Source organism: Actinomadura rugatobispora (assembly GCF_055379765.1).
In genome coordinates this window covers 4409123-4426866 of the sequence record NZ_AP029191.1, presented here as the reverse complement: position 1 = coordinate 4426866, position 17744 = coordinate 4409123, and the positions used below count along the sequence as shown (strand labels likewise).

Below are 17744 nucleotides of genomic sequence, written 5' to 3'. Positions count from 1 at the left end.
AAGGCCCGGTCACCAGGCGAGCGCCGCAGGCCGGGCGGCCTAGGGTGGGCGGCGACGATGCCGTCCACGAGGAGGGAACTGTCCATGGCGCATGAAGTCCGCGGAGTGGTGGCCAAGGGCAAGGGCGAGCCGGTCTCGGTGGAGACCGTCCTGGTGCCCGACCCGGGTCCGGGTGAGGCCCTGGTGAAGGTGCAGGCGTGCGGGGTCTGCCACACCGACCTGCACTACCGGGAAGGCGGTATCAACGACGAGTTCCCGTTCCTGCTGGGCCACGAGGCCGCCGGGGTGGTCGAGGAGGTCGGGGACGGCGTCACCGAGGTGGAGCCCGGCGACTTCGTGATCCTGAACTGGCGGGCGGTGTGCGGGCAGTGCCGGGCGTGCCTGCGGGGCCGTCCCTGGTACTGCTTCGACACCCACAACGCGAAGCAGAAGATGACCTTGGCGGACGGGACGGAGCTGTCGCCCGCGCTCGGCATCGGCGCGTTCGCGGAGAAGACGCTGGTGGCGGCGGGGCAGTGCACCAAGGTGGACCCGGAAGCGAGCGCTGCCGCGGCCGGGCTGCTGGGCTGCGGGGTGATGGCCGGGCTGGGCGCCGCGATCAACACCGGCGGGGTGACCCGGGGCGACAGCGTCGCGGTGATCGGCTGCGGCGGGGTCGGGAGCGCCGCGGTCGCGGGGGCGCGGCTGGCCGGCGCCGCGAAGATCATCGCGGTGGACATCGACGCCCGGAAGCTGGAGTGGGCCACCGGGCTGGGCGCCACCCACACGATCGACGCGTCCGCGGCCGACCCGGTGGCGGGGATCCGCGAGCTGACCGGCGGGTTCGGCGCGGACGTGGTGATCGACGCGGTGGGCCGGCCGGAGACCTACGAGCAGGCGTTCTTCGCCCGCGACCTGGCCGGGACCGTGGTCCTGGTCGGGGTGCCCACCCCGGAGATGCGGCTGGAGCTGCCGCTGCTGGAGGTGTTCGGGCGGGGCGGGGCGCTGAAGTCCTCCTGGTACGGCGACTGCCTGCCCTCCCGCGACTTCCCGATGCTGATCGACCTGTACCGGCAGGGGCGGCTCGACCTGGACGCGTTCGTGTCCGAGACGATCGCGCTGGACGAGGTAGAGGCCGCGTTCACCAAGATGCACCACGGCGACGTGCTGCGCTCGGTGGTGATCTTCCCGTGAGCGCCCGCGTCGACCACGCCGTCACCTCGGGGACCTTCTCCCTGGACGGCCAGACCTTCGACGTCGACAACAACGTGTGGGTGCTCGGGGACGACGCCGAGTGCGTGGTCGTCGACGCGCCGCACGACGCGGAGGCGATCCGGGAGGTGGTCGGGGACCGCAGGCTGGTGGCGGTCCTGGCGACGCACGCCCACGACGACCACGTGCGGGTGGCCCCGGAGCTGGCCGACGCGACCGGGGCGGAGATCCTGCTGCATCCGGCCGACCTGCCGGTGTGGCGGCTCACCCACACCGAGCGCAGGCCGACAGGGGAGCTGGCGGACGGCCAGGTCCTCGAGGTCGCGGGCACCCGGATCGAGGTGATCCACACGCCGGGGCACGCGCCCGGCGCGGTCTGCTTCTACGTCCCCGATCTGGGGGTGCTGTTCAGCGGCGACACCCTCTTCCAGGGCGGGCCGGGGGCGACCGGGCGGTCGTTCTCCGACTTCAACCTGATCATCGCCTCGATCCGGGACCGGCTGCTGGAACTGCCGCCGGAGACGGTCGTCCACACCGGGCACGGCGACAGCACCACGATCGGGGCGGAGGCGCCCCACCTGCAGGAGTGGATCGACCGGGGGCACTGAGCCGCTCTCCGGCGGGGCCCGCGGCGAGTCGTCCCGCGGGCCCTTCGCGCGCGAGGGATGAGTACGCCGCCGGGGTCGCGTTGAGTAGTACGACGGGTGGCGCCTCGACTACTCTGCCGATTCAATGATCACAATCCTGAAGGAACGGTGACAGGCCGGACACCGCGCGGGTGGTGACGGGGGGATCATGGCGGCAGTGGAGACGGCGGCGGGGTTCACGGAGCGGCTCGCGCCGCGGCTGGGGCGGCTGACCCTGCGGGAGCGGTGGCGCCGGGCCCGCCTCCAGGGCTACTCGTGGGCGCTCACCGGGGCGTACCGGACGGCGTCCCTGCACCCGGCCGTGTGGCGGCTGGTGGCCCGCGGCTACCATCCGGCGCTCGACCGGCTGGCCGCCCGGCACGCCCGCGTGGCCTGCGAGTTCGGCGCGGTGGACGTCCCCGCGTACCGCGACTTCGTGCGGCGGCACGCGGGCGGGCGGCGGCCGCGCCGGCTGGCCGACTTCCCGGAGATGACCAAGCAGAACTACGCGGGCGTGTACGACGAGGCCAGCCGCTGCCAGGAGGGCCGGCTGCACCGGGCCGGGGTGGTCGTGGACGAGTCGTCCGGCTCCACCGGCAAGCCGTACAACTGGGTGCGGGGCCCGCGCGAGCTGAAGGCGATCTACCGGAACGCGGCCGGGTACATCGAGCTGGTCTTCCCCGGCGAGAAGCTGTTCGTGATCAACGGCTACTCGATGGGCGCCTGGGCCACCGGCACCACCACCGGGACGGCGATGACGCGGATCGCGATGGTGAAGAACACCGGTCCCGACCTCGAGAAGATCGTGGACACGCTGGAGCACTTCGGCCCCGGCTACGACTACGTGATCACCGCGTACCCGCCGTTCCTGAAGCATCTGCAGGACCGCCTGGACGCGATCGGGTTCCCCTGGGAGCGGTACCGGATCCGGGGGATGGTCGGCGGCGAGGGCATGACCGAGGCGCTGCGCGCGTACCTGGAGCGGCGTTTCGAGGAGGTCCGTTCCGCGTACGGGGCGAGCGACCTGACGATCGGGATGGGCGCGGAGACCGGGTTCACGGTGTGGCTGCGCAGGCGGCTGGCGGCGGATCCGGAGCTGCGCCGCGAGCTGCTGGGCGAGGACGAGCAGCGGCTGCCGATGATCTTCCACTACAACCCGCTGGAGACGTTCCTGGAGGTCAACGGGCGCGGCGAGCTGCTCTGCACGATCAACACCAAGAGCTGCCTGCAGCCCAAGCTGCGCTACAACGTGGGCGACGAGGCGCGGCTGCATCCGCTGACCCGGGTCAAGGAGATCATCCGCCGCGATCCGGAGCGCTGGGCGGACTGCCGCAGGGCGACGGCGGACGAGCGGATGGCGCTCCCGCTGTTGTTCCTGTTCGGGCGGGCCGACAGCACGGTCTCCTACATGGGCGCGAACCTCTACCCGCAGGACGTGGAGTACGGCCTGTACGAGGGCAACCCGTACGCCGCCGACATCGCCCGGTTCTGCATGTCGCTGGAGGAGCTGCCCGACCTGGAGTCGCGTCCGGTCGTCAACATCGAGTTGCGCCCCGGCGTGGAGCTGGACGAGGAGGCCACCGCGATCCTGGTCGAGACGTGCCGCAGGGGGGTCCTCGACCATCTGGCGTCGGTGTCGCGGGACTTCGCCGAGTCGCTCAAGGAGGATCCGGCGGCCGGCGACCTGCGGGTCCGGGTGTTCGCCGAGAACGAGGGGCCGTTCGAGGGCGCGAGCAGGCTCAAGAACACCTACCTCGTCAAGGAGGCGTCCTGATGCGGACCACCGACTTCAGCAAGGCGCCGCCGCAGGGGCAGGCCACCGCGATGTTCGTCGGCGCGACCCGGTACCGCGGCCCGGTCTCGATCATCACGCTCACCTTCACCTGGTACCGGATGGTCCGCGACATGAAGCGGATGAAGGGCTACCGCTGGCACAAGGTGTACTGGGAGTTCCCGTACACGCTGGGCACGCTGGCGTTCTTCAGCGACCGGGACGCGCTGCTCCGGTTCGCCCGCAGCCGCCACCACCGCAAGCTGATGGTGTGGGTGACGGACGGGCGGAAGAACGCGACGGGCGGCTACATCCGGCTCTACAACGCCGAGCCGGAGGGGTACAGCAACGGGGTGTGGCGGGCCGAGGGCGACGTCATGGCGCACATTCCGGAGTTCACGGCGCTGTCGGGCGAGGAGCAGGGGCCGCCGGTCGTCCGTGAGCGCCGGTGAGCTTCGCGTTCGCGGCGGTGGAGGGCCGCCGCGACCTGCGGGAGTTCGTCGCGTTCACGCGCCGCGTGTACGGGCGCGACCCGCGGCACGTCCCGGTGCTGGCGCAGCAGATCCGCGGCTGGCATCGCGGCGAGGTCCCGGGCGTGCGGCTGCACCTGCTCCGGGACGCGTCCGGCCGGGTCGTCGGCCGGACGACGTTGCACACGGACGCCGCCTTCGACGCCAAGCTCGGCAAGCGCCTCCAGTTGTTCGGGCTGACGGAGTTCCTGGACGAGGACGGCGTGCCCGAGGCGCTGTTCGGCGCGATCTGCGCGGCGGGGCGGGCGGCGGGCCGGGACGCGGCGTTCGGGCCGGTGTCGCTGCTGCCCAACCAGGCCGGCGGGGTGATCACCTCCGGGTACGCGGAACGCGGTTTCATCGACAGCGCATGGAATCACCCCTATTACCCGCGCGCGTACGAGACCTGCGGCTTCTCGCGCCGTTTCGAGTCCGACACCTGGATCTGCCCGGCGACCGCCGATCCCGAGGCCGCGTTCCCTTTCGACGACGCCCGGATCGCCGCCGAGGACCTGGTCCTGCACCGCGGCGACAGGAAACGGTTCCGCGCGCAACTGCCCATCCTGCGCGAGATGCTGAACGCGAGCTTCGCCCAGCTCGGCTACTACACCGAGATCTCCGCCGAGCAGCTCGACCGGGCGACCGACGGCCTGGCGCACCTGATCGACGAGTCGCTGCTGCTGTACCTGACCAGGGCGGGGCGGCCGGTGGCGTTCGTGCTGTGCGTCCCGGACATCTCCGAGTTCGTCGTGAAGACGGGCGGCGACCTGGGCCTGCCCAACCAGCTCCGGCTGCTGCTCACGCGGTCCCGGTACCGCCGCGACGCCGTTCTCATCATCAAGGGCACGGTTCCGGAGGCGCAGGGGCGCGGCTACATGCGGCTGCTCTCGCGCGAGCTGCTGCGCAATGTGCGGGCCGGCGGATATGAATTCCTCCGCAGCACGTATGTGGAGCGCGCCAACCCCGGTTCGGCGGCACAATACGAAGCGATGGGCGGACGTCCCCTGCACGGATACACGTTCTACGAGAAAGGCTTCCATTGAAGCCCGACGCACTGCGGGAACTGGAACCGGACTTCTGGCGCGCGCCCAGCGCGCACAACACCCAGCCCTGGGTGCTCCGCTACCGCGAGGACTCGGTCGAGATCGGGTGGGACCCGGCCCGCACGCTCCCGGTCGGCGATCCCGCCGGCCGGGATCTGCGGCTCGCGCTGGGCGCGTTCACCGAGACGTGCCTGATCGTGTGCGCGGACGCGGGCCTGCGGGTGGAGTTCCGGCAGGACCACTCCGAGGCCGACCGCCGGGCGGGGTACCTGGCCGGGGTGGAGGGCCGGTACCCGGCGCCGTACACGACGCCGTTCACGGCGCAGGACGTGCGCGACCGCCGTACCGGGCGCGGCGCGTACGAGCCGGGGCGCCTGGACGAGGCGGTGATCGGCCGCCTGGAGAAGCTGGCCGCCGAGGAGAAGGCGGAGGTGCGCCGCGTCCCGTGCCGCGAGCTGATCGAGCTGGCCTACGACGCCGACCGGCACCTGTTCTCGACCCCGCCCATCGCCCGTGAGCTGCGCGCGTGGCTGCGCCTCGACCCCGAGGACCCGCGCTACGAGCAGGACGGCCTCACCGACCGCGCCCTGGGCCTGACCCGCATGGAGACGCGTGCGCTGCGGGCGGCGCTGTCCCGGCGCGGCTACCCGCTGCTGCGCCGCCTCGGGGTTCCCAAGCTGATGGCGTCCTCGTCCCGCAGGACGCTCGACTATGACGGCGAGGTCGTCGTCCTGGTGGGCCGGCCCGGCTGCACGGACGGCGAGCAGGTCGCGCTGGGGCGCGTCCTGATGCGCCAGTGGCTGACGCTGTCGACGCTCGGCTACACGACCCATCCGGTCAGCCAGATCATCGACGTGGAGATCACCAAGCAGCGGCTGGCCCGGCTCCTGGGGATCGACGACCCGTCGCGGCTCCTCAACGTCACGCGGGTGGGCCGTCCGAAGGCGACCCCGCCCGCCTCGGCCCGCCTGCCCCGGTAGCCGGGCGGACCCGGCGCAGGCCCCACCGGGTTTCCGCGCGCCATGCGAAGGCACCGTGGACCGGTCCCGTCAAGTACTTGCTAGCCGTCCAGGAAGTTTGTTACGTTCACCGCACTTCGCTGCCGCCACTTGAGGAAACACCGGAGCGACCACTCCGAGGAGGACGCCATGGGGCCAGGCCCGAGACGGTGTCGACGCGAGCGCCACCACCCCCGGCGAACGAGGCACCGCACGCCCGCCGCCGCCGCGCTCGCGCTCGCGCTGACCGCGTCCGTCACCGCCGCCTGCGGGACGGGCGGACCGGCCGACCGCACACCCGAGTTCCGCTGGGGGTACTCCACCCGGGCGACCACCCTGAACCCGCACCGCGGCGCCCAGTTCGACCTGATCTTCCTGCATCCGGTCTACGACGCGCTGATCAAGATCGGCGAGTCCGGGGAGTTCGAGCCCGGCCTCGCCACCGCGTGGAAGCTGTCCGACGACGGCCTCACCTTCGACCTCACCCTCCGCGCGGGCGTCCGGTTCCAGGACGGCGCCGCCCTCGACGCCGCCGCCGTCAAGGCCAGCCTGGAGCACGGCAAGCAGCCCAAGAGCACCGTCGCCGGCGACCTGGAGGTCGTCCGCGCCGTCGAGGTCGTCGACCCGCTGCACGTGCGGCTGCGGCTGGCCGGACCCGGCGGCCACCTGCTCGGCGTGCTCGCCGGCGAGGCCGGAATGATCATCAGCCCGCGCGCGGTGAACTCCCCCGACCTGGCCAAGCGCCCGGTCGGCGCGGGCCCGTACCGGATCGCCTCCTACACCATGCGCCAGGTCACCTACGAGAAGTGGGACGGCTACTGGGACGCCGGCTCGGTCACGATGCCCCGGCTCAAGATCATCACGATGACCGACGACAGCACCCGGCTCCGCGCCCTGCTGTCCCGCCAGCTCGACGCCGCCTACCTGCGCCCCTCCCACACCGCCCGCCTCAAGTCGGCCGGGATCACGCTGCTGAGCAAGCCCCGCACGCTCATCTACACCGCCGTCGTCAACACCGCCCGCCCCGGCCTCAAGGACCCGCGCGTCCGGACCGCGCTCAGCCAGGCCATCGACCGCGCCAGCATCGACGAGAACCTCCAGAACGACGGCTGCACCCCGACCGTCCAGCCGTTCATCCAGCAGTACTGGCCGCACGTGCCCGGCCTCGACGCGCGGCCCGAGGCGGTGCACGACCCCGCCCGCGCCCGCCGCCTCCTCGCCGAGGCCGGCCACGGCGAGGGCCGCGAGCCGCTGACGCTCACCATCACCTCGGCCAACATCACCCAGTACCAGATCCTCGCCGAGGCCCTCCAGGCCCAGTTCAAGGACATCGGCATCCGCGCCGAACTGCGCGTCGTCGACACCGCCCAGTCCACCCCGACCCTCCGCACCGGCAAGTTCGACCTGATGGTCACGCCCATCGACGTCGGCCGCCCCGACCCGTCCACGTTCATCGCCGACTACTACCTGCCCGGCGGCGCCGTGAACCCCGGACGCTTCCAGGTGCCCGACGGCCCCGCGCGCCTCGCCGAGGCCCGCCGCCGCCTCGACACCGCCGGTCAGCAGGGCCCGCTCCGGGACCTGTTCCGCAAGGCGTACGAGGCCGGCCCGCCGATCATCCCCATCTGCGCCCCCGACAACGTCGTCGGCGTCCAGCCGGACGCCGGCGGGATCGTCATCCCGCCGACCGGCACCTACGAGTTCCGCGGCACCCACGTCGCCGGCTGAGCCGCACCCGGAGGACTGAACCCCATGAACATGGCGAGACTCACGCGCCGGCTGGCCTCCGCCGTCCTGGTCATCTGGCTGGTGCACCTGCTGACGTTCCTGCTGATCCGGCTGGTTCCCGGCGACCCCGCCCAGCTGCTGGCCGGGGAACGCGCCACCCCCGACGAGGTCGCCCGCATCCGCGAGCAGCTCGGCCTGGAGGACGCGCTGATCGTCCAGTACGGCCACTCGCTGGGCGGGCTGCTGCGCGGCGACCTCGGCGCGTCGATGTTCTCCGAGCTGCCCGTCACCCGGCTGCTCGGCGACGCCGCCCCCGCCACCCTGTCCGTCGCGCTGATGGCGCTGCTGTTCGCCACCGTCTTCGGCGTCGGCGCGGGCACCATGGCCGGGCTGCGGCAGGGCGGCTGGACCGACCGGATCGTCTCCACGGTCGCCACCGTCGGCATCGCGATGCCCAGCTTCTGGATCGGGCTGGTGCTGGTCACCTTCTTCGCGCTGGTCAACCCGTGGTTCCCGGCGACCGCGTACGCGCCGCTCAGCGAAGGCGTCGGCACCTGGCTGCTGCACCTCATCCTGCCCGCGGTCACCCTCGGCCTGGCCGTCGCCGCCGAGATCGCCCGCCACACCCGCGGCGGCGTCGCCGACGTGCTGGCCAAGCCGTACATCAGGACGGCGCGGGCGCGCGGCGCGTCCGGCACCCGGCTCGTCCGCGGCCACGTCCTCCGCAACGCCGCCATCCCGGTCGTGACCGTCCTCGGCCTCCAGACCGGCAAGCTGCTCGGCGGCACGGTGGTCGTCGAGGCCGTGTACGGCATCTCCGGCCTGGGCACCCTGGCGGTCAACTCCGTCCTGGAACGCGACTACCCCGTCCTCCAGGGCTTCGTCATCTTCGCCGCCGTCGTGGTCGTCCTGGCCAACCTCCTCGTGGACGTCGCCTACGGCTGGATCAACCCGAAAGTGAGGACGGCGTGAGCACGGTCACCACTGCCTCCGCCGGGACGGCGGACGCGGACGCGGTCGTTCCGAGCTCGGCGCGGAAGCGGCCCGGGCTGCTGCGGGCGATGCTGTCCAGCCCGTCCGCCATCGCCGCGGCCGCCTACCTGGTGCTGCTGGCCGTGCTCGCGATCGCGGCACCGCTGGTCGCCCCGCACGACCCCAACGCGCAGAACCTCTTCGACCGGTTCGCCGGGATGAGCGCCGAGCACCCCCTCGGCACCGACGACTTCGGCCGGGACGTGGCCAGCCGGGTCATCTACGCGGCCCGGATCTCGCTGGTCGCGCCGCTGATCTCGCTGGCGGTCGGGCTGGCGCTGGGCGTCCCGGCGGGGCTGCTGGCCGGGCTGCGGCGCGGGGTGTTCGACGCGGTCGCCGACCGGCTGTCGGACACGCTGCTGAGCATCCCCGCGATCGTGTTCGCGCTGGCGATCATCGCGGTCATGGGGCCGTCGCTGACCAACGCGATGGTCGCGATCGGGATCGTGTTCGCCCCGCACCTGTTCCGGGTCGTGCGCGGCGCCACCATGGTCGTCGCCGAGGAGACCTACATCGCCTCGGCGGAGGCGATCGGCGCGAGCACCCGCCGGGTGCTGCTGGTGCACGTGCTGCCGAACATCCGCGCCCCGTTGCTCGTCCAGGTCACGCTGCTGATGGGCTTCGCGCTGCTGGCGGAGGCGAGCCTGAGCTTCCTCGGGCTGGGCGTGCAGCCGCCGGAGGCCAGCTGGGGCTCGATGCTCAAGGCGGCGTACGAGAACCAGTTCGAGGCGCCCTACTCGGTGCTGCCGTCCGGGATCGCGATCCTGCTGACGGTCCTGTCGTTCAACGTGCTCGGTGACAGGCTGCGCGACTCCGTGGCCGGGAGGGAGAGGTCATGAGCGAAGCGGAGTCCGTGCTGAGTGTCAGCGGGCTGACGCTCGATCTGGTCGGGGGGCACGCGCCGCAGCCTCGGCTGGTGCACGACGTGACCTTCGACGTCCCGTCCGGCGGGGCGGTGGCGCTGATCGGGGAGTCCGGCTGCGGGAAGACGATGACCGCGATGGCCGTGCTGGGCCTGCTGCCGAAGGGCGTGCGGGCGGTGGCGGGCGGCGTCCTGCTGGACGGCCGCGACCTGCTCCGGTGCAAGGAGCGGGAGCTGGCCGCGGTGCGCGGCCGGACCATCGGCACGATCTTCCAGGAGCCGATGTCCAGCCTCGACCCGACCATGACCGTCGGCGACCAGATCGCCGAGTCGCGCCGCCTGCACCTGGGGGAGCGCCGCGGCGCCGCCCGGGCGCGGGCCCGGGAACTGCTCGACCGGGTCGGCATCCCGGACGCGGCGCGGCGGCTGCGCGCCTACCCGCACGAGCTGTCGGGCGGCATGCAGCAGCGCGTGATGATCGCCGCGGCGATCGCCTGCGATCCCCGGCTGGTGATCGCCGACGAGCCGACCACCGCGCTGGACGTGACGATCCAGGCCGAGATCCTCGGGCTGCTGCGCGACCTGCAGCGCGAGTCCGGCATGGCGGTGCTGCTGGTCACCCACGACCTGGGCGTGGTGGCCGAGTTCTGCGAGGACGTGGTCGTGATGTACGCGGGCCACGTCGTCGAGCGGGCGGCGGTCACCGAGGTGTTCGGGACGGCGCGGCACCCGTACACGCGGGCGCTGCTGCGCTCGGTCCCGACCGGCCGGGCGCCGCGCACCCGGCTCGACGTCATCCCGGGCCGGGTGCCGCCCGCCGGGGCCTTCCCGTCCGGCTGCCGGTTCCGGCCGCGCTGCGAGTACGCCGCCGACGCGTGCGCCACGACCGAGCCCGCCGAATCCCAGGAGGCCGGGCACGCCACCCGGTGCCTGCGGGTGGCGGCCGGTGAGATCGAGCTCCAGGAGGCACGATGAGCACGCCGCTGCTGACCGCGCGCGGGCTGCGCAAGACGTTCCCGACCGGCCGCGACCTGCTGGGCCGCCCGTCCGGCGGGGTCCGGGCGGTGGACGGCGTGGACCTCGACCTGGCCGCCGGCGAGACCGTGGGCGTGGTCGGCGAGTCCGGGTCGGGCAAGACGACCGTCGGCCGGCTGGTGTCCCGGCTGGCCGCGCCCGACGCGGGACGGGTCGAGCTGGACGGCCGCGACATCACCCGGCTGCGCGGCCGGGATCTGAAGCGCGTCCGCCGCGACCTCCAGGTGATCTTCCAGGACCCGTACGGCTCGCTCGACCCGACCAAGACGGTCGAGCACGCCGTGGCCGAGCCCCTGGCCGTGCACCGCGTCGGGTCCCGCGCCGAGCGCTCCGCCCGGGTGGCCGGGCTGCTGGAGCAGGTCGCGCTCGACCCGGCCATGGCGCGGCGCTACCCCGACGAGCTGTCGGGCGGGCAGCGGCAGCGGGTCGCGATCGCGCGGGCGATGGCCCTGTCGCCGCGCGTGCTGGTGGCCGACGAGCCGACCTCCGCGCTGGACCTGTCGACCCGTTCGGAGATCCTCAACCTGCTGCTGGAGCTGCAGGCCGGGAAGGGCCTGGCGACGCTGCTGATCTCGCACGACTTCGCCACCGTCCGGCATCTGACGCACCGGATCGTGGTGATGTACCTCGGCCGGGTGGTGGAGGAGGGCGACGCGGCCGAACTGGTGGCTTCGCCGCTGCACCCGTACACGAAGGCGCTGCTGTCGGCGGTGCCGGAGCCCGATCCGGTACGGCAGCGCGGCCGCGAGCGGATCGAGCTGCGCGGCGAGCAGCCCGACCCGGCGAACCCGCCGAGCGGGTGCCGGTTCCGGGGCCGCTGCCCGCAGGCGATGGCGCGCTGCGCCGAGATCGACCCCGTACTGACCGACGCGGGCGACGGCCCCGGTGCTTCTGTACACCGTGTGGCCTGCCTGCTGCACGAGGAGAGCAAGTGAGTGAAGAGAAGGCGCTACCGCTGCGCGGGGTGCGTTGCCGGGGCTGCGGCCGTACGGCGTTCCCCGTGCAGGACTTCGGCTGCGAGAGGTGCGGCGCGCACGGCGACGACCTGGAGCCGGTGGAGCTGAGCGGGAACGGGACCGTGCTGGCGCTGCTGACCGTCCACGAGCATCCCGACCCGGCCGTGCCCACGCCCGCGGCCATCGCCGGGATCCAGCTGGAGGAGGGCCCGGTGCTGCGCGCCCGTGTCGGCGCGGGCGTGGACGCGGCGGGCGCGGCTGTGACGGCGGCGGCCGACGGCGGCGTCCTGGTCTTCCAGAAGAGGAACGGAGCGGACAACCGATGACGACCCTGCGACTGGGCGACCTCCGCCCCGTGTACGTGATCGGTGTGGGCCTGCACCGCTTCCAGCGGGCGAGCGACACCAGCTTCGTCGAGCTGGGCGTGACCGCGGTCCGCCGCGCGCTCGCGGACGCCGGGCTGGAATGGACGGGCGTGCAGGTCGCCTACACGGCCGCGACCCGGCTGGGCATGGCGGTGTCGCGGCCGATGCTGCGGCACCTGGGCGCGACCGGGATCCCGATGACGCAGGTGGAGAACGCGTCGGCGTCGGGGTCGTCGGCGTTCCGGCTGGCCTGCCGGGACGTCGCGGCGGGCTTCGCGGACGTGGCCCTGGCCGTCGGCGTCGACAAGGTCGGGAAGGTCGCCCGTGCCGAGCACCTGACCGGGCTGCCGCGTCCGGACGCCGGGCTGGTGATCCCGCCCGTCCACTACGGGCTGCTGGCCGAGGAGTACCTGCGCACGCGCGGCGGCGGCCCCGAGGACCTGGCGCGGGTCGCGGTGAAGAACCACGGCAACGGCGCCCGCAACCCGTTCGCGCAGCGGCAGAAGGCGCGGACGCTGGAGGAGGTCCTGGAGGACCGGCCGATCGCCGGGCCGCTGACCCGATTGCAGTGCTGCCCGGTCGGAGAGGGTGCGGCGGCGGCGCTGGTGGTGTCGGAGGACGCGATCCAGGGGTTCGGGCTGGACGCGGGGCGGGCGGTGCGCGTGCTGTCGTCCGTGCAGCGCAGCGAGGAGCTGTACGGCGCCAAGAGCTTCGACGCCGAGCTGACCCGCACCACCACCGCGCAGGCCGTGGCCGAGGCAGGGATCGCCCCCGCCGACCTGGACGTGGTGGAGCTGCACGACGCGTTCACCATCGAGGAGCTCCAGTACGTGGAGGCCATGGGCCTGTGCGGGGACGGCGAGGGCCCGGGACGGCTGGCGGACGGCGAGTTCGCCATCGGCGGCCGGGTCGCGGTGAGCCCGTCCGGCGGCCTGCTGGCGATGGGGCATCCGGTCGGGCCCACGGGCGTCGGCCAGATCGCCGAGGTCACGGCGCAGCTGCGCGGCGAGGCGGGCACGCGGCAGCAGCCGGACGCCCGGCTCGGGCTGGCGCACCTGGTCGGCGTCGGCGCGGTGTGCGCGGTGCACGTCCTCGCCGCTCCGGGCCGGTGACCGGGATGCTCGTCGAGACGAGGCTGGGCTTCGGTCCGGACGCGGGGGAGCGCGCCGCCCGCCAGGAGGCCGCCGGGTACGCCGGCACGTTCACCCGGGAGACCGACACCGACCCGTTCCTGCCGCTGGCCCTCGCGGCCGGCGGCACGGAGCGGATCGAACTGGGCACGGCGGTCGCGATCGCGTTCGCCCGTTCCCCGATGACGCTCGCGTACACGGCGCACAACCTGCAGACCCTCACGGGTGGACGGTTCGTGCTCGGCCTGGGCACGCAGGTGCGCGGGCACATCGTGCGGCGCTTCTCCATGGGCTGGGACGCCCCAGTGGCCCGGATGCGCGACTACCTGGACGCGCTCCGGGCCATCTGGGCCGCATGGCGCGAGGGCACCCCGCTCAAGCACGAGGGGGCCTTCTACACGCACACGCTGATGACGCCCGCGTTCACCCCGCCGCCCCACTCGTACTCTGACCCGCCCGTACTACTGGCCGCCGTGGGGCCCGCGATGACCGATCTAGCTTGCGAACGGGCCGATGGACTGCTGGTGCATCCGTTCAGCGGGCACGCCTACCTGCGCGAGGTCACGCGTCCGCGTGTAGGGGAGGCCCTGGCCCGCCATGGGCGCGACGCCGGTTGCTTCCGGGTGGGCGGGTCGGTGCTGGTCGCGACAGGGCGCGACGAGGAGGAGACGGCGGCGTCCGTGGCGGCCCTGCGTGCACGGGTCGCGTTCTACGGAAGCACCCCCGCGTACCGGCCCGTCCTGGCCCACCACGGTTGGGGGGACCTGGCCGACCGCCTGCATGGCCTGTCCAAGTCGGGGCGGCCCGATCGCTGGCAGGCAATGGCCGATCTGATGCCGGACGAGGTCGTCCACACCATCGGGGTCGTGGCCGACCCGGACGACCTGGCCGCCCGGGTCGCGGACCGCTACCGCGGCCTGCTCGACCGCGTCTCCCTGAACCACCCCGGGAAGGTCCCGCCGGAGCTGCTCGACACCGTCTCCACGCGCCTGTAGTCCGGCTCAGTCGGTGCTGAGGTCGTGCTCCAGGGAGGCGAGGGCGGCGTTCTTCATGGCCTCCACGTCGACCTCCGGGTCGAGGGAGTACTGGAGGACGATGCCTCGCAGCATGCCCTGGAGCACGCCCGCGTGGGCCTCGGGGTCGAGTGACCTGCGGACGGTGCCGTCGGCCATGCCGGTGCGGAGCATGCCCACGTACGTCTCGCGGATCATCGCGTAGGCGTCCTGCACCGCCTGCCGCACGGCGGTGTCCTCGGTGCCGGACTCGATGGCCAGGATCAGCATCACCTTGGCGGGCTTGGGGTTGCGCGCGAGCCGGGTGAGGTAGGAGTCGAACATCTCCAGCACCTGCTGGAGCCCGGTCATGTTCGCGCGGTTCTGGACGGCGGCGGTCTGGTCCCGGTACTGCGTCCGGATGCTGTCGACCACCGCCTCCATCAGCTTCCCCTTGGAGCCGAAGTGGTAGCCGACCAGGCCGCGGCTGAGGCCGGACGCCTCCTGGATCCGGGCGACGGTGGCCGCCCGGTAGCCCTCACCGGCCAGCACCTCGATGGTCGCCTCGATCAGCGCCCGCCGCGACGCCTCCGTGCGCTCCGGCTGCGTGCCCAGCCGCGGGACGGCCGCCCCCGCCATCATGGCCACTCCTTTTCCTTGCTGGATGACCATCAAGACTACCGGCGGTCAGCGATCGGTCCACACCGGGTCGCGCCGTTCCAGGAAGGCGCGGATGCCCTCCTGGCGGTCCGGGGACGACATCGCGGGCTCGGCGGCGGCGAGCTGGGCGTCGAACGCGTCGGCCTCGCCGCCCCACTCGAACGCCCGCCGCACGATCTCCTTGGCGGCGCGGACGGCGGACGGCCCGTTGCCCGCGATCCGTCCCGCCAGGCCGAGGGCCGCGGTGAGCGCCTCGCCCGGGTCGGCGAGCTCGTTGACGACGCCGGTCTCGGCGAGCCGGCCGGCGCCCACGTGCTCGCCGGTGAGCGCGAGCTGCATGGCCAGGTGGTACGGCATCCGCAGCGGCAGCCGGATCAGCCCGCCGCCGATCGCGACCAGGTTCCGCCGCACCTCCGGCAGCCCGAACACCGCCTCCCGCGACGCCACGATCAGGTCGCACGACAGCGCCAGCTCGAACCCGCCGGCCAGCGCGTACCCCTCGACGGCCGCGATGACCGGCTTGCGCGTCGAGGTGCGGGTGAACGCGGCGAGCTGCGCGGCGCGCGAGGCGTACATCGGCTCGCCCGCGGCGGCGGCCTTGAGGTCGCGGCCGGAGCAGAAGTTCCCGCCTGCCCCGGTCAGCACGATCACGGTCACGGCGGGGTCGGCGTCGAAGCCGTCCAGGGCGTCCTGCATGGCCTCGCGCAGCTCCAGGTTGAGCGCGTTGCGCACCCGCGGCCGGTTGAGCGTGACGATCCCGGCGTCGCCGCGGGTCTCGGTCAGAACGACTGCGTCGGTCATGGTTCCCCCTAGAGCGCGAACGAGTAGCCGCCGTTGACCGGGATGGTCTGCCCGGTCACCCAGGACGCGGCGTCGGAGGCCAGCATCAGGATCATGTTGGCGGCGTCCTCGGGCTGGCCGGGGCGGCGCACGACGTACTTCTTCATGACCTTCTTCAGCCGCTCCTGGTCGTCCAGGCCGGCGGCGGTGCGCGGCGTGTAGGTCGCGGCGAGCGAGACGCAGTTGGCGGTGACGCCGTGCCGGCCCCCGCTGGCGGCCAGCGAGCGGGTGAACCCGGCCGCGCCCGCCTTGGCCGCCGAGTAGCACTCGCGGCCGGGCTCGGCGAAGCGTCCGGCGTCGGAGATGACGGTGACGATCCGGCCGTACCCGCGCTCGATCATGCCGGGCATGACGGCGTGCGCGGTGTTGAGCACCCCGTACAGGTTGGTGCCGAGGTAGCCGTGCCACTCGGCGGGCGTCTGCTCCCAGAACGGCGCGGTCATCTCGCGGGTGGGGTTGGGGCCGGCGTTGCCCGCGTTGTTGACGAGGATGTCGACGCCGCCGAAGGTCTCGGTCGCGCGCCGGACGGTCTCGGTGACGGCCGCGAGGTCGGAGACGTCCCCGGCGACGGCGAGCGCGCGGGCCCCGGCCTGTTCTACCTCGGCGGCGACCTTTTCGGCGCGTTCCAAACGGAAGTCGTTCACGACGACGGCGCCCGCGCCGTGCTCGGCGAAGTGCAGCGCGACCCGCCGCCCGACGCCCTGCCCGGCACCGGTGACCAGCGCGGTCCGTCCCTTGAGATCCAGCAGATCCGGCATCTGTCCTCCCTGGTGTGATCCTTGCTGAGCGTACAGCAAGTGTGTTTCGATGGAAATGCCCGACCCCCGAACCCCGAGCGAGGTGCCCGACCCGATGGACTTCGACCTCACCGAGGAGCAGACGGAACTGCGCGACGCCATCCGCCGCTACCTGGCGGCCGAGGTGGAACCGCTCGTCAAGGAGCACGAGGCGGCCGGAACGTTCCCGTACGAGCTGCTGCCCGGCCTGGCCCGGTTCGGCTACCTCGGCGGCTGGCTCCCCGAGGAGCAGGGCGGACTCGGCGTCAGCCGCGTCACCTGGGCCATGATGATCGAGCAGCTCGGCTACACCTGGCCCTCCCTCCGCACGATGATCAACATCAGCAACGGGCCCCTCCAGCGCATCGCCGCCCACGGCACCCCCGAGCAGAAGAAGCGCTACCTGGAGCCGCTGCTGGCCGGCGAGGCCCGCGTCTTCAACGGCATCACCGAACCCGAGGTCGGCTCCAACGTCGCCGAGATCCGCACCAAGGCCGAGCTGGACGGCGACACCTGGGTCGTCAACGGCCGCAAACTCTGGATCACCGGCGGCGCCTGGGGCGACTTCGGCACCATCGTCGCCCGCACCTACAGCCCCACCTGCGACGGCGGCCTGTCCCTCTTCCTCGTCGACAAGGCCGAGTCGCCGTTCGAGGTCCGCAAGGTCGACACGATGGTGCTGCGCTCCACCGGCACCGCCGAACTCGGCTTCGACGGCGTCCGCATCCCCAAGGGCAACCTCCTCGGCAAGGAAGGGCACGGGCTCAAGTCGACCCTGGCCGGGCTCGGCGTCGCCCGCGTCAACGTCGCGATGGGCGCGGTCGGCGCCGCCCAGCGCGCCTTCGACCTCTCCCTGGAGCACGCCAAGACGCGCACGCAGTTCGGCAGGCCGATCGGATCGTTCCAGCTCGTCCAGAAGCACCTGGTCGAGATGAAGACCCGGATCGACGCCGCCCGCGCCCTCACCTACGCCGCCGCCGCGGCGCTCGACAAGGGCCGTCCCGCCAAGGTGGAGGGCTCCATCGCCAAGCTGTACGCCACCGAGGCCGCCCACCAGGTCGCCGACATGGCCCTGCAGATCCACGGCGGGCTCGGCTACGCCACCGGCTACCCCATCGAACGGATCTTCCGCGACACCCGGGGCGGCACCATCCCCGAGGGCACCAGCGAGATCCAGACCCTGATCATCGGCCGCGAGCTGACCGGCCTCTCCGCCATCAAGTAAGGAGC

General features: G+C 72.9%; 18 protein-coding genes. 15 read left to right on the top strand and 3 right to left on the bottom strand.

The features are described 5' to 3' along the window. The first annotated feature begins 84 nt into the window (after window positions 1-84). The 14 genes from ACZ466_RS19375 (at window position 85) to ACZ466_RS19310 (ending at window position 14241) form a co-directional block, all read left to right on the top strand. Window positions 85-1173: an S-(hydroxymethyl)mycothiol dehydrogenase gene (locus tag ACZ466_RS19375; RefSeq protein WP_378285287.1), complete on the top strand. Its 1089-nt coding sequence runs from the start codon at window positions 85-87 to the stop codon at window positions 1171-1173. Continuing rightward, complete coding sequence (locus tag ACZ466_RS19370) at window positions 1170-1799, top strand: MBL fold metallo-hydrolase (RefSeq protein WP_378285286.1); 630 nt, start codon at window positions 1170-1172, stop codon at window positions 1797-1799. Before ACZ466_RS19375 ends, ACZ466_RS19370 begins: the two co-directional genes overlap by 4 nt. Before the next feature lie 187 nt (window positions 1800-1986). Next, window positions 1987-3591, top strand: a complete 1605-nt coding sequence (locus tag ACZ466_RS19365) for a phenylacetate--CoA ligase family protein (RefSeq protein WP_378285285.1) — start codon at window positions 1987-1989, stop codon at window positions 3589-3591. Beyond that, entirely contained in the window at window positions 3591-4040 is a 450-nt protein-coding gene (locus tag ACZ466_RS19360) for a DUF4188 domain-containing protein (protein WP_378285284.1), read from the top strand. The genes ACZ466_RS19365 and ACZ466_RS19360 overlap by 1 nt, the downstream gene beginning before the upstream one ends. Next, on the top strand, window positions 4037-5140 hold the full coding sequence (locus ACZ466_RS19355; RefSeq protein WP_378285283.1) for a GNAT family N-acetyltransferase: 1104 nt from the start codon (window positions 4037-4039) through the stop codon (window positions 5138-5140). The genes ACZ466_RS19360 and ACZ466_RS19355 overlap by 4 nt, the downstream gene beginning before the upstream one ends. After that, the gene (locus tag ACZ466_RS19350) at window positions 5137-6120 is read left to right on the top strand and encodes a nitroreductase family protein (protein ID WP_378285282.1); all 984 of its coding nucleotides are present in this window, start codon (window positions 5137-5139) and stop codon (window positions 6118-6120) included. Before ACZ466_RS19355 ends, ACZ466_RS19350 begins: the two co-directional genes overlap by 4 nt. Window positions 6121-6288: 168 nt before the next feature. Next, complete coding sequence (locus ACZ466_RS19345) at window positions 6289-7866, top strand: ABC transporter substrate-binding protein (RefSeq protein ID WP_378285281.1); 1578 nt, start codon at window positions 6289-6291, stop codon at window positions 7864-7866. Between the two features lie 24 nt (window positions 7867-7890). After that, window positions 7891-8838 (top strand): ABC transporter permease, encoded by a 948-nt coding sequence (locus ACZ466_RS19340; protein ID WP_378285280.1) that lies wholly within the window; start codon window positions 7891-7893, stop codon window positions 8836-8838. Next, window positions 8835-9737 (top strand): ABC transporter permease, encoded by a 903-nt coding sequence (locus ACZ466_RS19335; RefSeq protein WP_378285279.1) that lies wholly within the window; start codon window positions 8835-8837, stop codon window positions 9735-9737. The genes ACZ466_RS19340 and ACZ466_RS19335 overlap by 4 nt, the downstream gene beginning before the upstream one ends. Then, the gene (locus ACZ466_RS19330; protein ID WP_378285278.1) at window positions 9734-10735 is read left to right on the top strand and encodes an ABC transporter ATP-binding protein; all 1002 of its coding nucleotides are present in this window, start codon (window positions 9734-9736) and stop codon (window positions 10733-10735) included. Before ACZ466_RS19335 ends, ACZ466_RS19330 begins: the two co-directional genes overlap by 4 nt. After that, window positions 10732-11730, top strand: a complete 999-nt coding sequence (locus ACZ466_RS19325) for an ABC transporter ATP-binding protein (RefSeq protein ID WP_378285277.1) — start codon at window positions 10732-10734, stop codon at window positions 11728-11730. Before ACZ466_RS19330 ends, ACZ466_RS19325 begins: the two co-directional genes overlap by 4 nt. Then, on the top strand, window positions 11727-12077 hold the full coding sequence (locus ACZ466_RS19320) for a Zn-ribbon domain-containing OB-fold protein (RefSeq protein WP_378285276.1): 351 nt from the start codon (window positions 11727-11729) through the stop codon (window positions 12075-12077). Before ACZ466_RS19325 ends, ACZ466_RS19320 begins: the two co-directional genes overlap by 4 nt. Then, complete coding sequence (locus ACZ466_RS19315; protein WP_378285275.1) at window positions 12074-13228, top strand: thiolase family protein; 1155 nt, start codon at window positions 12074-12076, stop codon at window positions 13226-13228. The genes ACZ466_RS19320 and ACZ466_RS19315 overlap by 4 nt, the downstream gene beginning before the upstream one ends. A 5-nt stretch (window positions 13229-13233) precedes the next feature. Continuing rightward, window positions 13234-14241: a TIGR03617 family F420-dependent LLM class oxidoreductase gene (locus ACZ466_RS19310; protein WP_378285274.1), complete on the top strand. Its 1008-nt coding sequence runs from the start codon at window positions 13234-13236 to the stop codon at window positions 14239-14241. Window positions 14242-14247: 6 nt separating this feature from the next. On the opposite strand, the gene ACZ466_RS19305 is transcribed toward ACZ466_RS19310, so the two are convergent. From ACZ466_RS19305 to ACZ466_RS19295, 3 genes are read right to left on the bottom strand one after another with little or no spacing between them, the layout of a single operon-like run. Beyond that, complete coding sequence (locus tag ACZ466_RS19305; protein ID WP_378285273.1) at window positions 14248-14880, bottom strand: TetR/AcrR family transcriptional regulator; 633 nt, start codon at window positions 14878-14880, stop codon at window positions 14248-14250. Between the two features lie 45 nt (window positions 14881-14925). Further along, the gene (locus ACZ466_RS19300; protein WP_378285272.1) at window positions 14926-15699 is read right to left on the bottom strand and encodes a crotonase/enoyl-CoA hydratase family protein; all 774 of its coding nucleotides are present in this window, start codon (window positions 15697-15699) and stop codon (window positions 14926-14928) included. A gap of 8 nt (window positions 15700-15707) precedes the next feature. Continuing rightward, entirely contained in the window at window positions 15708-16496 is a 789-nt protein-coding gene (locus ACZ466_RS19295; RefSeq protein WP_378285271.1) for an SDR family NAD(P)-dependent oxidoreductase, read from the bottom strand. 49 nt (window positions 16497-16545) lie between these two features. Between ACZ466_RS19295 and ACZ466_RS19290 the strand changes: the two genes are divergently transcribed. Next, window positions 16546-17739 carry an acyl-CoA dehydrogenase family protein gene (locus ACZ466_RS19290; RefSeq protein ID WP_378285270.1) on the top strand — a complete coding sequence of 398 codons (1194 nt, stop codon included), beginning with the start codon at window positions 16546-16548 and terminating at the stop codon, window positions 17737-17739. Window positions 17740-17744 lie beyond the last annotated feature (5 nt).

Bases quoted from the DNA above. Each gene is read 5' to 3' on its own strand.
- ACZ466_RS19325 (WP_378285277.1), top strand. From the start codon at position 10,732: ATGAGCACGCCGCTGCTGACCGCGCGCGGGCTGCGCAAGACGTTCCCG.
- ACZ466_RS19295 (WP_378285271.1), bottom strand. From the start codon at position 16,496: ATGCCGGATCTGCTGGATCTCAAGGGACGGACCGCGCTGGTCACCGGT.
- ACZ466_RS19310 (WP_378285274.1), top strand. From the start codon at position 13,234: ATGCTCGTCGAGACGAGGCTGGGCTTCGGTCCGGACGCGGGGGAGCGC.
- ACZ466_RS19365 (WP_378285285.1), top strand. From the start codon at position 1,987: ATGGCGGCAGTGGAGACGGCGGCGGGGTTCACGGAGCGGCTCGCGCCG.
- ACZ466_RS19290 (WP_378285270.1), top strand. From the start codon at position 16,546: ATGGAAATGCCCGACCCCCGAACCCCGAGCGAGGTGCCCGACCCGATG.
- ACZ466_RS19340 (WP_378285280.1), top strand. From the start codon at position 7,891: ATGAACATGGCGAGACTCACGCGCCGGCTGGCCTCCGCCGTCCTGGTC.
- ACZ466_RS19315 (WP_378285275.1), top strand. From the start codon at position 12,074: ATGACGACCCTGCGACTGGGCGACCTCCGCCCCGTGTACGTGATCGGT.
- ACZ466_RS19375 (WP_378285287.1), top strand. From the start codon at position 85: ATGGCGCATGAAGTCCGCGGAGTGGTGGCCAAGGGCAAGGGCGAGCCG.
- ACZ466_RS19360 (WP_378285284.1), top strand. From the start codon at position 3,591: ATGCGGACCACCGACTTCAGCAAGGCGCCGCCGCAGGGGCAGGCCACC.
- ACZ466_RS19330 (WP_378285278.1), top strand. From the start codon at position 9,734: ATGAGCGAAGCGGAGTCCGTGCTGAGTGTCAGCGGGCTGACGCTCGAT.
- ACZ466_RS19345 (WP_378285281.1), top strand. From the start codon at position 6,289: ATGGGGCCAGGCCCGAGACGGTGTCGACGCGAGCGCCACCACCCCCGG.
- ACZ466_RS19300 (WP_378285272.1), bottom strand. From the start codon at position 15,699: ATGACCGACGCAGTCGTTCTGACCGAGACCCGCGGCGACGCCGGGATC.
- ACZ466_RS19305 (WP_378285273.1), bottom strand. From the start codon at position 14,880: ATGATGGCGGGGGCGGCCGTCCCGCGGCTGGGCACGCAGCCGGAGCGC.